The sequence below is a fragment of the Gordonia sp. UCD-TK1 genome (assembly GCF_001691435.1).
GTDB classification, from domain to species: Bacteria; Actinomycetota; Actinomycetes; order Mycobacteriales; family Mycobacteriaceae; genus Gordonia; species Gordonia hongkongensis.
In genome coordinates, this window is the sequence record NZ_LZMP01000028.1 from 1 (window position 1) to 14,256 (window position 14,256).

Genomic DNA, 14,256 nt, shown 5'->3' on the forward strand with positions numbered 1-14,256 from the left:
CATCGACCCATGGTCGAACGGACGATTGCCTGGCTCACCCGCGGTAACCGGCGGGTGCCCTACCGTGGAATCGAACGCAACAACAACTGGCTGCACCACCGCGCCGCCGCGATCAACCTACGCCGCCTGATCACCCTCGGACTGACTACCACCAACGGCACCTGGACACTGGCCACCGCCTGAACCGCGGCACCGCCGCCCCACCTAGATCGATCACCACGACCACACCCCGGAACCGACACATCCCCGCAGCAGGAACCTCAACCCAGGCTGGACCCTAATTCAGCAGGCTCCTAATCCGAAAGGAGCGACCCCATTGCTCCCTGAGGTGTGAGGAGCGATAGCGACGAGCCACGAAGGGCCTGGTGAGACACGTTGCGGAGCCCTTCGTGGCTCGCTTCGCTCGCACCTCAGGGAGCAGGGGTAGCAGGCACTCCGACGTCAGCGAGCCGGAGTGAGGTGGCGGAGAGCTACAGGATCGGCGCCGGCGAGTAGCCCGCGGCGTCGGGGTACTGCCCGATGATCTTCTCCGCGGCCGCGATGACGTCGGCGACCTGCTGTTCGGCGGCACCGACGAAGGCCGTCTTGTCGGCCAGCAACGCGTCGAGCTGCGCGCGGTCGAGCGGGATACGGTCGTCGGCGGCGAGCCGGTCGAGGAGGTCGGGTTCGCGTCCCTCCTCCCGCATGGCGAGCGCGACCGCGACCGCGTTCTCCTTGATCGCCTCGTGCGCGGTCTCCCGCCCGACGCCGGCGCGCACCGCGGCCATCAGGACCTTGGTGGTCGCGAGGAACGGCAGATAACGGTCGAGCTCGTTGGCGATCACCGCCGGGTAGGCGCCGAACTCGTCGAGCACGGTCAAGAAGGTCTCCATCAGTCCGTCGATCGCGAAGAACGCGTCGGGCAGGGCCACGCGACGGACGACCGAGCAGAAGACGTCGCCCTCGTTCCACTGCGCGCCCGCCAGTTCGGCGGCCATCGAGCCGTATCCGCGGAGTACGACCGCGAGCCCGTTGACGCGTTCGCAGCTGCGGGTGTTCATCTTGTGCGGCATCGCCGAGCTGCCGACCTGACCGGGCTGGAAGCCCTCGGTGACCAGCTCGTGGCCCGCCATCAGCCGGATGGTGTGGGCCAGCGACRACGGCGCGGCCGCCAGCTGCACGAGTGCCGACACCACGTCGTGGTCGAGCGACCGCGGATAGATCTGGCCGACCGAGGTGAACGAGCGGGCGAACCCGAGGTGGTCGGCGACCCGGCCCTCGAGGTCGGCGAGCTTCACCGCGTCGCCACCGAGGAGGTCGAGCATGTCCTGCGAGGTGCCCATCGGCCCCTTGATCCCGCGCAGCGGGTAGCGGTCGATGAGTTCGCGCAACCGGGTGAGCGCGATCATCAGCTCGTCGGCCGCCGAGGCGAACCGCTTGCCGAGCGTGGTGGCCTGGGCGGCGACGTTGTGACTGCGTCCGGCCATCACCGTCGACGAGTAGTCGGCGGCGCGCGCGACGATGCGCGCGAGCACGGCCACCCCGTGGGCGTGGACGTGTTCGAGCGAACGCAGGATCTGCAGCTGCTCGACGTTCTCGGTGAGGTCGCGGCTGGTCATGCCCTTGTGGATCTGCTCGTGGCCGGCCAGGGCGTTGAACTCCTCGATCCGGGCCTTCACATCGTGGCGGGTGACCCGTTCACGCTCCGCGATGGATGCGAGATCGACCTGGTCGACGACGCGTTCGTAGTCGGCGATGGCGTCGGCCGGTACATCGATGCCGAGGTCGCGCTGCGCCTTGAGGACCGCGATCCACAGTCGCCGTTCGAGCTCGATCTTGGTGCTCGCCGACCACAGTTCGGCGAGATCGGCGGAGGCATAGCGGCTGGCCAGGACGTTGGCGATGACGGGCTTCGACACCCGGTCAGTGTAGGTCGCGGCCGTCGCGATCCTCAAAACCCGGAGAGGGCCGCGCACGCGCGGTCAGAATGCGATGCACGCTCCATTGGACCCGTAACCCTGTCGCACGCGGACGAACGTCGGCGCCGACACCTTCCCGTTCTGCACGGCATACAGATACTTGTCACCGGTCCGGTGTGGGACCCACGTGGTCGAGGCGAGAGCCCCCTGAGGCAGGTCGCGGCCGACGAAACGCGGCGGCAGACCCGCCTTGACCTCGAAGAACTCGACCCAGCCGGACGAGTTGACCGCCACGGTCAGCGGATAGGTGCAGCCGGTGCCGTAGACCGCCGAGGAGAACGGGATCGACGCATCGACCCGCCCGGCCGGCGCCGCCTGCGCCGTCGGGGCGACGAACGCCGTGGCCCCCATGACCGCCGCGCCGAGCGCGGCCCCGACTCCCACCATCCATCGTCTCGCTGACACGCGATCCCCTTCCCCGTCGGTGACCTGACGCCCCATCGTGTCATCGCCGCGTCCACCGCGCGGTGAGTTCGCGAGGTTCGGCCCGGGCGCTCCGTCCGGTCACTCCCGCGGGGCGAGGACGTCGACGACGTCGAGCAGCGCGTCGCGCACCGCGTCGACCGGTCGCACCGCCGTCTGGGACAACGCTCCCACGATGGCTCCGTCCTCGATGCCGATCAGTTGCGCAATGTGCGCCGGATCGGCGACCCGGTGCGACTTCACCAGGACCTCGCAGTGGTGGAACGCCAGCGATTGTCCCCGACTCGCGACGACCTCGCGCAGAAGCGGATACCGCGCCGCGAGCGCGATCATCTCGTACCGCGCGGACAGCTGCTGGAGGGTGGTGTCGGAGCCGACGAAGACGTCGGCGAGGGCACCCGCCGTCGCCGTGCTGCCCCGGTGCCGGCGCGGAAGGGCGTTGCAGCGGGCGGCGACTGCGGTCTCGTCGTGCGCGCACAGATTGGCGGCGGCCTCGGCCATCAGGTCGTCGAGGGAACCGAAGTAATAGGTGGTCGACGCCAGCGGTAGTTGCGCGCGCTCGGCCACCGCGCGATGACGCACTGCATCGAAGCCTCCTTCGAGCAGCAACTCGCCGGCAGCCTCGATCAGTCGAGACCGCCGCCGCGCACCCTTCGGTGTCGCCGCCGAGGTCATCATGGGAGTCAATGCTGCCAAAGGGCCGGTACCGTCGTATCGCTTTCACCAAAGCGATACACGCCCAGGCGGATTCCCGTATAAGCCCGCTGACCTCGGCGGAATGCCCGACGGCGGTCGACCGTCAGTCGGACGTCGGACAGAGGGGTACGACGACCACACCCGCGGTTACCGTGACCTCATGCAGTTCGACGGCCTCCATGCTGTCGCCGATTACGCGGCGCTCTACACCTGTCTGCGGCAGGTCGCGTTCGCCGACTTCCTGCGCGAACGGCTCGGTAGCTTCGAGTCGCGCTGCGACCCGGCGGAGCGGTCCGTCGTCTTCACCTCGACGGCCTCGTCCGACCCGGACGGGCAGCGCGACTGTGTCCGTTCACGTGCCACCCTGATCGCGGTCATCGAATCGGACGCGATCGTGTGGGGGTGGGCCCATCCCCGCGGCGAACCGGCGGGTCCAGCCGCCGCGCTGCGCGACGTCGGCGCCCGATTCGGCGTCGATGATTTCGCCGTTCCCCGGGTGTCGTTGCCGCCCAGCCTGTCTCGCGACCAGATCGCCGACTACCGGACAGAGGCGATCGACATCGTGGCCGCGGCCGCGGTCGAGAGCACCGGGATCAGTCCGTACTGGACGGCACAGCACGACGACGGGGATCTCGCGGTGTACCTCCTCGACGACGTCGCGCTGCCCGAACCGACCTTCGCCGACTTCGCCACCACGATGCCGACGGTGATGAGATCACTTGCGGTCAACGATCATCGGGTGGCGATCCACGGGATGGCCGCCCGCCGCGGCTGGCACATCAGCTGGCGCACCGGCTCCGACGGCGGCCGGTCGCCGATCTGCGACGTCACCGACGGCGAGTCGGTGGCGCACGTCGAGTTCGACCGGCGCGCGCGGCCCGTCGACTTCAGCTGTGAACTCGTCGGGCAGGCCTGAGACACTCGCCGTTCGCCCCACGCCGGCGTGCGGAACCGTGCGACGATCGGGACATGTCCCCCGACAGTCACGAGGACCCCGACATCACCCATCTCCGGCAGGCGATCGACCTCGCCGCCCGGGCCCGGACGCGCGGCGACCACCCGTTCGGCTCACTGCTCGTGGCGCCGGACGGCAGCGTGGTCGCCGAAGCGATAAATTCCGTGGACACCGCGGGTGACCCGACCGGGCATGCCGAGACGAACGTCGTCCGCGCGGTCGGGCACCTCGATCTCGACACGCGCGCCGAGCTGACGCTGTACACCAGCACCGAGCCGTGCGCCATGTGCGCCGGCGCGATCTACTGGGCCGGGGTCGGGACGGTCGTCTACGCGCTCGGCGAGGACGACCTGCGGGAGATGACCGGCGACGATCCCGCCAATCCCACGCTGGCGATGCCGTGCCGACGGATCTTCGAGGCGGGCAGTCGGCCGATCGTGGTACGCGGTCCGTTCGCGATCGACGCCGCACACGAGGTCCACGCCGGTTTCTGGCAGCACAGCTGAGAGGAATTCCTCACAACGGTGCGCGTCGGGAGCCATTCCGTTGCGGCGGGACGGGGGTCGGCCATTACCCTGTTGACTCGATGACCCGAGTGCCAGACCTCCCCAGCAATCCCGACGAACACGCCCGTGCGTTCGTCGGGCGTCGTGCTGTCCTGGCCGCCGGCCTCGGCGCCGCCGCCCTGGGGGTCGCCGCGTGCTCGGGGTCGACCCCGCCGACGTCGGTGGAGCCGCGCAAGCTCGAGGGCCGGGCCGACGACGAACTACCGGTCGAGGCGTCACCGCCACCGGTCACCGGCGGCCCGCCGCTGATCACCGGCAGCTTCCGCTCGGCGCGCATGGCCGGGCGTGACACGCGCTGGGCCGTCGCCCGGCCCAACGGGGTGACGGGCACCCTCCCCGTCGTCGTCGTGCTGCACGCACTCAACACCAACGAGAAGTCGATCTTCGGGCCGAAGCTCGAGATGCAGTCGGTGATGCAGCAGTACGTCGACGCCGGGAACGCGCCGTTCGCGCTGGCCGCCGCCGACATCGGGCGCAACTACTATCACCGACGCACCGACGGCGCCGACGGGGGCGCGATGATCCTCGACGAGTTCCTGCCGATGCTCGCGAGCAATCCGGACCTGGACCTGTCCACCGAACGCATCGGCCTGTTCGGATGGTCGATGGGCGGGTACGGCGCGTTGCGCCTGGCGGCCATGCTGGGTTCGCCGCGGGTCGCCGCGGTCGCGGTCAGCTCCCCCGCGATGTGGGCCGACCCGCGCAACTTCCCGCCGCGCGCCTTCGACGGCCTCGCCGACTACCAGGCGAACTCGCTGTTCGGGGCCCAGCCGAAGTTCGCGAAGATCCCGCTGCTGATCAACATCGGCTCGAGCGACCAGTTCTACACCTACACGCGGCAGTGGGCCGCCGGACTCCGGCCACCGGCGGCGTTCGGGACCGCGGCGGGTGGTCACACCAATCGCTACTGGCGCAGCGTCCTGCCCGAGCAGGTCGAGTTCCTCGGGCGGAACCTGGCGGTCTGAGTCGACCGTCGTTCCCTATTTCGTTCTCGCACAACCGATTTCGGTGATCGGGAATGGGACGAGGGAGCGAGACTCAGATGCTGATCCGGCCCTCGAGGGCGTTGCGGCCGATGTCGCGGCGGAAGTGCGAACCGGGGAGCTTGATGTTCGCGATCCGCGCGTAGGCCTGCTCGCGAGCTTCGGCAAGATCGGCGCCGGTGCCCACCACCGCGAGCACCCGCCCACCCGAGGAGACGACGGCTCCGTCGGCGTTGCGCGCGGTGCCGGCGTGCAGCACCCCGTCGGTGTCGGCACCGGTGATGAGGTCGCCGGTGCGCGGCTTGCCGGGGTAGTTCTCCGCGGCGACCACGACGGTGACCGCGGCCCCGTCGCGCCACTGCAGCGGCGGTAGGTCGGCGAGGGTGCCGGTGGCGGTCGCGTGCAGCGCCTGCCCGAGCGGCGATTCGAGCAGGGCCAGCACCGCCTGGGTCTCCGGATCGCCGAAGCGACAGTTGAATTCGACGACGGCGGGCCCGTCCGACCCGATCGCCAGACCGGCGTACAGCAGGCCGGAGAACGGGATGCCTCGTCGAACCATCTCGGCGGCAACGGGTTTGACGACCTCGTCGACGATGCGCGTGGTCATCTCGGCGGGCAGCCAGGGCAACGGCGTGTAGGCACCCATCCCGCCGGTGTTCGGTCCGGCGTCGTCGTCCCCGACGCGCTTGTGGTCCTGGGCGGGCAGCAGGGGCACCACGGTCTCGCCGTCGACGAGGCAGAACAGCGACACCTCCGGCCCGTCGAGGAAGCTCTCCAGCAGGACGGGGTGGCCGCTCTCGAGGCACTCGGCCGCGTGATCGCGGGCGACGTCACGGTCCGCGGTGACGACGACGCCCTTGCCCGCGGCCAGACCGTCGTCCTTGACGACCCAGGTCGGGCCGAACCGGTCGAGTGCGGCGTCGAGCCGGGCGGGATTGTCGACGATCTCGGCGTGGGCGGTCGTGACCCCCGCGGCCTTCATGACGTCCTTCGCGAAGGCCTTCGACCCCTCGATCTGCGCGGCCTCAGCACTCGGACCGAAGGTCGCGATGCCGGCCGCGCGCAGGGCGTCGGCGACCCCGAGGACCAGGGGCACCTCGGGACCGATGACCACGAGGTCGGCGCCGATCTCGCGTGCCAGCGCGACGACCGCGTCGCCGGAGACGGCGTCGACGGGATGGTTCGTGGCGATCGACGAGGTGCCGGCGTTGCCCGGGGCGACGTGCAGGTCGGTGACCGCCGGATCGTTCGCCAGACCGATGAGGAGGGCATGTTCGCGGCCGCCCGAGCCGATCACGAGTACGCGCACGTCCATGACTCTAAACGCCGGTACCCGTGACCGCCCAAACGGTGTCGGCGCCGGTCAGCTCGTGGGCTGGGTGAGGTCGTACAGGGTCACGCCGTCGACGGTGACGGCGGTGAAGTTCTCCTGCACCCAGGTGCTGATCTGCGACGACGGTTGCGACGAGTTGCCGCCCATGCCGCCCCCCATACCGGGACCAGAACCGCCACCGATGAAGTAGTGGATCTTCTTCGCGGCCACGAGCTGCTGGAATTCGGCCAGGGTCGGCGACGGATCGCTGCCGTTGAATCCGCCGATCGGCATCACCGAGTGTCCGGTCTCGAGCTGGTAGCCCGACGCCGACATCGAGCCCACGGCAGCTGCGACCCACGTGTACTCGTCGGCGTCGGCGGTGAGCCTGTCCACGAGCGCCGCCGACGGCGTCGAACCGCGGAGCAGTCCTCCGGCGCCGTCGCCACCGCGACCGCCCCCATCCTGTTGACCCATACCGGGCATCCCCTGCCCGGGTGCTCCCAATCCCTGCGGTGGCATGCCGGGCATGCCCCGTCCGCCGGGTCCACCCGGGCCACCTCGTCCACCCGGTCCACCGCCACCGGGACCGAATTCGCCCTCGACGCGCGGTCCGGCGGTGATGATGGATCCGCTCTTCTCGGTCGCGATCGTGTCGACGGTGTAGGCGACCGGCCCGGCCAGGCCGGCCATGATGGCCCCGATGAGCGCTGCGGTCGCCAAGCTCCGACGCTGGGCGAAGACCATGGCCACCGCGGCGAGCAGCCCCACGACGAGGACCGCGTATCGCAGCCACGGCACGAAGTCGGGTGTGCGAGCGAGCAGGACGAAGCCCCAGATCGCGGCGGCCGCGACGGAGATCCCGAGCGCGATCCGCACCCACAGCCGGTCCCGGTGCGACCAGCACACCGCGGCGCCGCCCGCGACGACCGCGGCGACCGCGGGAGCCAGTGCCGCCGTGTAGTACTGGTGGAAGATGCCGGCCATGAAGCTGAAGACGCCCATCGTGACCAGCAGCCAGAGCGACCAGACGGCCAGATACGCACGGCGCGGGCCGGTTCGGCGGGCCCTGCCGATCAGTACGAGCGCCACGGCGGCGAGGATCAGGCCGGTCGGGATGAGTGAGGCGATCTGACCGCCCTGCGCGGGTTCGAACATCCGCAGCCAGCCGGTCTCGCCCCACGCGCCGCCCCCGCCTCCGGGGCCACCCGGTCCACCGCCCATGCCCTCCATCGCGTTTCCCCCACCACCGGGGACGACGGCGCCGGTCTCGTTGCCGTTGAGCCGGCCCAGGCCGTTGTAGCCGAGGGTCAACTCGAGGATCGAGTTGTTCTGCGAGCCACCGATGTACGGACGCGACGACGCGGGCCACAGCTCGACGGCGAGAATCCACCAGCCGGCGCTGACGATCATCGCGCCGAGCGCGGCGAACAGTTGTCCGATCCGGCGCAACCAACCGCGCGGCCCGAAGGCGAGGTAGGTGACCGCCAGCGGCGGCACGATCAGCATGACCTGGAGTTGCTTGGTGAGGAATCCGAATCCGACGAACACGCCGGTCAGAACCAGCCATCGCCACCGTCCGTCCTCGAGTCCCTTCATCATCGACCAGACCGCGGCGATCATCAGCAGGATGAGCAGCGCCTCGGGGTTGTCGAAGCGGAACATCATCGCCGCGACCGGTGTCACCGCGAGGGTCACCCCCGCGACGATGCCGGCCCAGTGGCCGAAGTACTTCCGGGTGATCACGTAGAGCAGCGCCACCGAGGCGACGCCCATCAGCGCCTCGGGCACCAGGATCGACCACGAGTTGACCCCGAAGATCCGGGCGCTGAGCCCCGGAATCCACAGCGAGGCAGGCGGTTTGTCGACCGTGATGGAGTTCGCCATGTCCGACGACCCGAAGAACCAGGCCTTCCACGACTGGGAGCCGGCCTGGATGGCAGCCGAGTAGAAGGAGTTGGCCCACCCGTTGATCGACAGGTTCCACAGGTAGGCCACCGTGGTGCCGACCAGTAGCGCCGCCAGCGAGAGACGTTCCCAGATGGCACTTTTCGCCGGGGATCGCGTCACTCCTGACGAGTCCGCGGGCGCAACGGAGCCCACCGGGGAGACGAGGGTGGTACTCATGCGGCAACCTCCGTGTGGTGAGCGGGTGCCTTGCGGAACACCCAGCGGAGACCGACGAACCGGGTGAGCGTCGCCACCAGGTTCGCGATCACCAGGATCATCAGTTCGATGTGTTTCGTCGCGTCGGGGGCGACGGTGTGGAGAACGAACAGCGCACCCGAGGTGACGACCCAGCCGAAGAGGAAGACGCCGAGGCCGAAGAGCTGGTGGCGCAGGGCGTTGTCGCGTCCGCGGATGCCGAAGCTGAAGCGCCGGTTGGCGGCGGTGTTGAGGACCGCGGTGATCGCGAGCGCGACCACGTTGGAGACCTGGGCGCCCAGGAACGAGTGCAGCGCCAGGAACAGGACCGCGTAGGCGAGCGTCGAGGCCACGCCCACCACGCAGAAGCGGGCGAGCTGACCGACCATGCCCGCCGGCACGCCGTCGAGCTGCGGTCCCGCAGCCCGGTCCCGGCCGATCGAGGCGCGTAACTGGGCGATCGGGAGTCGACCCATCGCGAGCGCGAGACCCACGCGCGCACAGCCTTTCAGATCCGCGATCGCGGTCGGCACGATGTCGACGGTGCTGTCGGGGTCGTCGACCCAGTCCACCGGCACCTCGGCGATGCGCAGACCGATCTGTTCGGCGAGGACCAGGAGTTCGGTGTCGAAGAACCAGCCGGTGTCGGCGACGAACGGCAGCAGTTCGCGGGCGATCTCGGTGCGCATGGCCTTGAATCCGCATTGCGCATCGGAGAACCGGGCGCCCATCGCGGTGCGCAGCATCAGGTTGTACGAGCGGGAGATGAACTCGCGCTTGGGCCCTCGGACCACGCGTGCGGAGCGGTTGAGCCGCGTCCCGATCGCGATGTCGGAGTGCCGCGACACCAGCGGGGCGATGAGCGGCATCAGGGCGTTGAGGTCGGTCGAGAGGTCGACGTCGCAGTACGCGACGATCTCGGCGTCACTGTGCTGCCACACCGCGCTCAGCGCGCGTCCGCGGCCCTTCTGCTCGAGATGGACGACCCGAACGCCCTCGAGTTCACCGGCCAGCGCGACGGCGATCTCGAGGGTGTCGTCGGTGCTGGCGTTGTCGGCGACGGTGATCCGCGACGCGTACGGCACATGCGCGCGCAGGTGGTCGGCCAGGCGTCGCACCGACGAGGCGATGTCGTCCTGCTCGTTGTAGACGGGGACCACGATGTCGAGTACTGGATTGGACGTGGAGGTGTCGGCGAGGGTGTACATCTGCGCCGTGGCGCCCGGCGGTGCTTCTGGGATCATGCGGGCAACTCTCGGTTCCCAGCCTCGCGTCACCCTGCATGTGAACTGCCAGGTTCCTGTGAGCGTTTGGCCGCGCGCACGCCGCGGTGTGGACGGAGGGCGTCGGCGTGTCCGAGGGCGCCACTACATTGGGGCGCATGGCCGCAACCCTCGCCCCGGACCAGCTGACCGCCGCCAACCGCGTCATCACCAGCCTGGCCGGTGAGGGCGCCGCGCTGCGCGACGACCAGCTCCGGGCCGTGACCGCACTGGCCGGCCGGCCCGCCGATCCCACCGAGCACGGCGCACGCGTGCTGGTCGTCCAGGCGACGGGGTGGGGCAAGTCGGCGGTCTACTGGTCGGCGACCGCGATCATCCGGGCGGGTGGCGGGGGGCCGACGCTCATCGTGTCGCCGCTGCTGTCGCTCATGCGCGACCAGGTGGCAGCCGCCGCTCGCGGTGGGTTGTCGGCGGCGACGCTCAACTCGTCCAATGTCGACGAGTGGTCCATGATCGAGGCCCAGCTGCGCGCAGGCGACCTCGACGTGCTGCTCGTGTCACCGGAACGGCTCGCCAATCCGGGCTTCGGTCGCCGGGTTCTCGACGCCTTGGCCGGCAACCTCGGCCTGCTCGTCATCGACGAAGCACATGCGGTCTCCGACTGGGGCCACGACTTCCGCCCGGACTACCGCCGCGTCGCCGACGTGCTGCGTACCGTCAACCCGACGACGCCCGTGCTGGCCACCACCGCGACCGCCAACGCCCGTGTCACCGAGGACGTGGCGGCTCAGCTTGACGCCGGGGCCGGTGGTGAGCCCACGCTCGTCCTCCGCGGGCCGCTGGCACGAAAGTCGCTGCACCTCAACGTCCTCGACGGCCTGTCCCCGGTCCAGCGGTACGGGTGGGTCGCGCAGTCGCTGCCTTCGCTGCCGGGGTCGGGCATCGTCTACGTGCTGACCGTCGCCGACGCCGACCGCCTGGTCGAGGCGATCCGGGCCGTCCATGGCGACGCCGTCGCGGTGGCGGCCTACACCGGCCAGCTCGACGCCGACCGCCGCCATGAGCTCGAGGACGCGTTGCTGCGCAACGAGGTCAAGGCGCTGGTCGCGACGTCGGCGCTCGGAATGGGTTACGACAAGCCAGATCTCGGCTTCGTGGTGCATGTCGGGTCACCGCCGTCGCCGGTCTCCTACTATCAGCAGGTCGGCCGTGCCGGACGCGCCCTCGACGACGCCGTCGTGATGCTGCTGGCGTCGCAGACCGACGACCGGATCTGGGACCATTTTGCGACCGCGACCATCCCCGATCCCGACAAGATGCGTGACCTGCTCGCCGCCCTGGAATCCGCGGCGGAGCCGCAGTCGGTGGTGCAGCTCGAGGCCGCCACCCGCTTCCGGCGCACGCGTATCGAGTTGATGCTCAAGCAACTGGCGGTCGACGGCGTCACCGACCGGACCGCCGACGGGTGGGTCGTCACCGGCAAGCCCTGGACCTACGACGCCGAGCACTACGACGGCATCCTCGCCGTGCGCCGTCGGGAGGCCGACATCATGCGCGCCTACATCGCGGGCCGCACGTGCCTCATGCGGTTGCTGACCGAATCCCTCGACGACCCGCAGGCCGCGGACTGCGGACGCTGCTCGGTCTGCCGGGGCGCCCTCAGCGAAGGACTCCCCGATTCGGTCGACGCCGAGATCGTCCGCACCGTGACCTCGACGCTGCGTCGCAAGGCCCAGACCCTGGACCCCCGCAAGATGTGGCCCGGTGGCGAATTCGGGCGTCGCGGAAGAATTTCCGCCGATCTCCTGGCCGAGCCGGGTCGTGTCCTGGCCCATGCCGACGCCCCGGAGTGGGTCGAGGTGCTGGCCGCGGCCCGCAACGGCGACGAGCGCGCGCTCGCAGAGTTGGGCGACGCCGCGGTCGCGACGCTGGCCGCGTGGGTGCGCGACCCCGGCATCCGGGCCGACGTCATCGTGTCGCTCCGGCTGACCGGCACCGTCCTGGCCGAGACCCTGGCCGACCACCTGCGGAAGGTCGGGAAACGCGAGGGCGGCAGTTTTCCCGTGCGCATGGGCGATCCGCCCACCGACGCGACCGGCGCGGTCGAGGCCGCGTACTGGCGGGACCACCTCGGCGACCCACCCGACGTCGCGGGCCGCGCCGTGCTGCTCGTGGTCGACGCCAACGGCTCGGGCTGGCCGATCACCCTGGCCGCCGCCGCCCTCCGCGAGGCCGGCGCCACCGCGGTGCTACCGCTGCTGATCCACCGGACGGTGTGAGCCCTACGCAAACCCACCCCTTTTCGGCATACCCAGCACCCTGACGAGGGGTGGGTTCGCCGAAAAGCGGTGGGTTTGCCGACGGTCGGGTCAGTCGGCGACGTACTCGCCGTACCCGAGCGAGCGAAGGCTCGCGCGGATCTTCTCGGCCGCGGCGTCGAGGTCCTCGGGACGGGCGTTCTTGTTCGCGTGCGCGAGGTCGAAGGTCTGCATCGAGAGTGCCGGGAACACGTGGACGTGCACGTGCGGGACTTCGAGGCCGGCGATGAGCAGGCCCATCCGCGGCGCGTCGAAGGCGTCTTTCACCGCGCGACCCACGTTCTGCGCGACCGCGCTGAGGTGCGCGAACGCGGCGGTGTCCATCTGCTCCCAGTGGTCGACCTCGGCGCGGGGAACCACCAGGACGTGACCGGGCGTGACCGGTTCGATCGTGAGGAACGCGACCGCCTCGCCGTCCTTCCAGACGAATCGACCCGGGAGATCGCCATTGATGATCATGCTGAAGACCGATGCCATGGGCCGAGTCTAGGGGGTGCGGGCGTCGCCACGGTGACGCCGCCGGCGACGGCGAGTGTTGTCCCGGGATGTCAGGGGTCCATGACATTCTTTTCGGTGTGAGTGGGCCAGAATCATCCCGGGCAGGACGCACGTCCCGAGCCCTCGTCGGATCCAGCGACGTCCTGGCCCGCGCCCAACGGTTCCCCCGCCTCCGGTACATGGGCTCCAAATACCGGCTGCTGCCCCACCTCGAACGCACCTTCGCCGACATCGGCGGATCCACCGCGGTCGACGCCTTCTCGGGTTCCGGGGTGGTGTCCTATCTGCTGAAGGCGCAGGGCTTCGAGGTCGTCAGCAACGACTTCCTCAACTTCCCGCACATCATCACCCGCGCGTCGGTGGCCAATTCGAGTGTCCGGCTCGGGCCGGAACTGATCGAGGCCATCTGCGGTCCGCCCGCCGACGATCGGGACTACATCTCGCGGACGTTCGACGGGTTGTACTTCACCACCGAGGACCGTGCGTTCCTGGACTCCGCGTGGTCGCACATCGACGCACTGCGCGGTTACCGACGCGATCTCGCGATCGCCGCCCTCGTCCTCTCGGCTGCGCGCAAACAACCCCGTGGCGTGTTCACCTTCACCGACTCGACGCGTTACGCCGACGGTCGTCGCGACCTGACGATGTCGCTGCGCGACCACTTCCGTCTGCGGGCGGCCGCGGACTACAACGCCACCGTGTTCAGCAACGGACGCAACAGCCGGAGCGTGCAGGGCGACATCTTCGACCTCGAATTACCCTGGGCAGCACCGGACCTCGTGTACCTCGATCCTCCGTACGCCCCGCCGACCGACGACAACGACTACATCAAGCGTTACCACTTCCTCGAAGGCCTGTCGGCCTACTGGCGCGGCATGAGCATCATGGAGAACACGAAGACCAAGAAGCTGCCGAAACGCTTCACCCCCTTCGCCTACAAGCGGACCATCGAGGACGCGCTGCTGCGCACCTTCGAGCATTTCGAGGACGCCGGCGCCATCGTGCTGTCGTACTCGTCGAATGCGTTGCCCGGCAAGGACCGCATCGTCGACCTGCTCGGTAAGGTCAAGCCGTCGGTGGAGGTCATCGCGATCGACCACAAGTACAGCTTCGGCACCCACGCCGCCGCGACCCGCCGCGACGTGAGCGAGTACCTGTTCATCGGCCGGGACTGAGTGG

The 14,256-nt window shown here is 69.7% G+C and carries 13 protein-coding genes; 6 read left to right on the plus strand and 7 right to left on the minus strand.

The genetic code is table 11. The features are described from left to right. A partial coding sequence (locus A9310_RS16080) for a transposase (RefSeq protein WP_175401127.1) occupies positions 1–183 on the plus strand: 183 nt, incomplete at its 5' end. A gap of 287 nt (positions 184–470) precedes the next feature. On the opposite strand, the gene purB is transcribed toward A9310_RS16080, so the two are convergent. The 3 genes from purB to A9310_RS16095 all read right to left on the minus strand — a co-directional run bounded on the left by purB (position 471) and on the right by A9310_RS16095 (position 3,056). Further along, positions 471–1,898, minus strand: a complete 1,428-nt coding sequence (gene purB / locus A9310_RS16085) for an adenylosuccinate lyase (RefSeq protein WP_065631489.1) — start codon at positions 1,896–1,898, stop codon at positions 471–473. A 63-nt stretch (positions 1,899–1,961) separates the two neighbouring features. Then, positions 1,962–2,363, minus strand: a complete 402-nt coding sequence (locus A9310_RS16090) for a hypothetical protein (RefSeq protein ID WP_065631490.1) — start codon at positions 2,361–2,363, stop codon at positions 1,962–1,964. A 99-nt stretch (positions 2,364–2,462) separates the two neighbouring features. Continuing rightward, complete coding sequence (locus A9310_RS16095) at positions 2,463–3,056, minus strand: TetR/AcrR family transcriptional regulator (RefSeq protein WP_171011670.1); 594 nt, start codon at positions 3,054–3,056, stop codon at positions 2,463–2,465. Between the two features lie 181 nt (positions 3,057–3,237). Here A9310_RS16095 and A9310_RS16100 point away from each other — a divergent pair, with 181 nt between their 5' ends. The 3 genes from A9310_RS16100 (at position 3,238) to A9310_RS16110 (ending at position 5,563) form a co-directional block, all read left to right on the plus strand. Beyond that, on the plus strand, positions 3,238–3,993 hold the full coding sequence (locus tag A9310_RS16100; RefSeq protein WP_065631528.1) for a DUF6882 domain-containing protein: 756 nt from the start codon (positions 3,238–3,240) through the stop codon (positions 3,991–3,993). Between the two features lie 53 nt (positions 3,994–4,046). Beyond that, the gene (locus tag A9310_RS16105) at positions 4,047–4,538 is read left to right on the plus strand and encodes a nucleoside deaminase (RefSeq protein ID WP_065631491.1); all 492 of its coding nucleotides are present in this window, start codon (positions 4,047–4,049) and stop codon (positions 4,536–4,538) included. 80 nt (positions 4,539–4,618) lie between these two features. Then, positions 4,619–5,563: an alpha/beta hydrolase family protein gene (locus tag A9310_RS16110; protein ID WP_065631492.1), complete on the plus strand. Its 945-nt coding sequence runs from the start codon at positions 4,619–4,621 to the stop codon at positions 5,561–5,563. A 73-nt stretch (positions 5,564–5,636) separates the two neighbouring features. On the opposite strand, the gene purD is transcribed toward A9310_RS16110, so the two are convergent. The 3 genes from purD to A9310_RS16125 are packed head-to-tail and all read right to left on the minus strand — an operon-like array spanning position 5,637 to position 10,282. Then, on the minus strand, positions 5,637–6,890 hold the full coding sequence (purD, locus tag A9310_RS16115) for a phosphoribosylamine--glycine ligase (RefSeq protein ID WP_175401151.1): 1,254 nt from the start codon (positions 6,888–6,890) through the stop codon (positions 5,637–5,639). 54 nt (positions 6,891–6,944) lie between these two features. Further along, positions 6,945–9,020, minus strand: coding sequence for a glycosyltransferase family 39 protein (locus tag A9310_RS16120; RefSeq protein WP_065631494.1), 2,076 nt, complete (start codon positions 9,018–9,020; stop codon positions 6,945–6,947). Further along, positions 9,017–10,282: a bifunctional glycosyltransferase family 2/GtrA family protein gene (locus tag A9310_RS16125; protein WP_065631495.1), complete on the minus strand. Its 1,266-nt coding sequence runs from the start codon at positions 10,280–10,282 to the stop codon at positions 9,017–9,019. The genes A9310_RS16120 and A9310_RS16125 overlap by 4 nt, the downstream gene beginning before the upstream one ends. A gap of 137 nt (positions 10,283–10,419) precedes the next feature. Between A9310_RS16125 and A9310_RS16130 the strand changes: the two genes are divergently transcribed. Then, entirely contained in the window at positions 10,420–12,540 is a 2,121-nt protein-coding gene (locus A9310_RS16130; protein ID WP_065631496.1) for a RecQ family ATP-dependent DNA helicase, read from the plus strand. A 90-nt stretch (positions 12,541–12,630) separates the two neighbouring features. Here A9310_RS16130 and A9310_RS16135 read toward each other — a convergent pair whose 3' ends face one another. Continuing rightward, positions 12,631–13,056 carry an HIT family protein gene (locus A9310_RS16135; protein WP_065631497.1) on the minus strand — a complete coding sequence of 142 codons (426 nt, stop codon included), beginning with the start codon at positions 13,054–13,056 and terminating at the stop codon, positions 12,631–12,633. A gap of 200 nt (positions 13,057–13,256) precedes the next feature. On the opposite strand from A9310_RS16135, the gene A9310_RS16140 reads away from it, so the two are divergent. Then, positions 13,257–14,252 (plus strand): DNA adenine methylase, encoded by a 996-nt coding sequence (locus A9310_RS16140; RefSeq protein WP_065631498.1) that lies wholly within the window; start codon positions 13,257–13,259, stop codon positions 14,250–14,252. Positions 14,253–14,256: the final 4 nt, after the last annotated feature.